The organism is Bartonella sp. AA89HNZF (genome assembly GCF_042196905.1).
Taxonomy (GTDB): Bacteria; Pseudomonadota; Alphaproteobacteria; order Rhizobiales; family Rhizobiaceae; genus Bartonella.
Genome location: NZ_JBHIRD010000117.1, coordinates 1 through 659, shown reverse-complemented (window position 1 = coordinate 659; position 659 = coordinate 1). Strand labels below are relative to the sequence as shown.

General features: G+C 42.0%; 1 protein-coding gene. It reads left to right on the top strand.

The features are described from left to right. Positions 1 to 428 (top strand): hypothetical protein (locus ACFIN0_RS10015; protein WP_375702483.1); only part of this gene is annotated, 428 nt, incomplete at its 5' end. Positions 429 to 659: the final 231 nt, after the last annotated feature.

Genomic DNA, 659 nt, shown 5'->3' with positions numbered 1-659 from the left:
CTGGATGTGTTAACCAACCTCCTCCATCAACTTTAGCATTATGGGAAAAACCAGGTGTCGATAAAGCGATGATCCAACAATCCTTATCAAAATGTGGTTGGAAACCGGTTTATGCTTCTCCTGACGATATGAATTCGTATGCGAGTGAATTTGCCTCAGTTTATGAGTGCATGAAAAAAGCAGGTTTCCGGTATAAATTGCAAGATTCAAAAGGGATCTATTTTACACAACCTCCAAAAAGTGGCTCATTCTTAAGCAATTTAATGATAGCAGGATATCAGCAGTTTATGGACAATGACACCTTTGGTGTGACCAATAAAACGAAACAGGAACGCGCTTTACTAACGCATTTTGAGGATGAAAGAAAACGTCAGCAAAAGCAAAAAGCTTTACAAAAGCGATCACCAAAGCGTCCTCCCCATCGTTAAAAAGGTCGTTAGATAAAATCATGAATGAAGTAGGGGATCAAAGCCGTCTACTTCTTTATCCACGCAGAGAGCCTTTTAAATTTGGTGGTTAAGATAATCTACAATAAGGCAGGTGAGGGTTCCATTACGGGGGATGCGCATTTTGAAGCCAAAGTCGTGGGGCAATCCACTGGATACGTTAAGCGGTTTGACCGAGGCTGGCGCATCTGGCAGTGTAACCGTGGGCTTTAA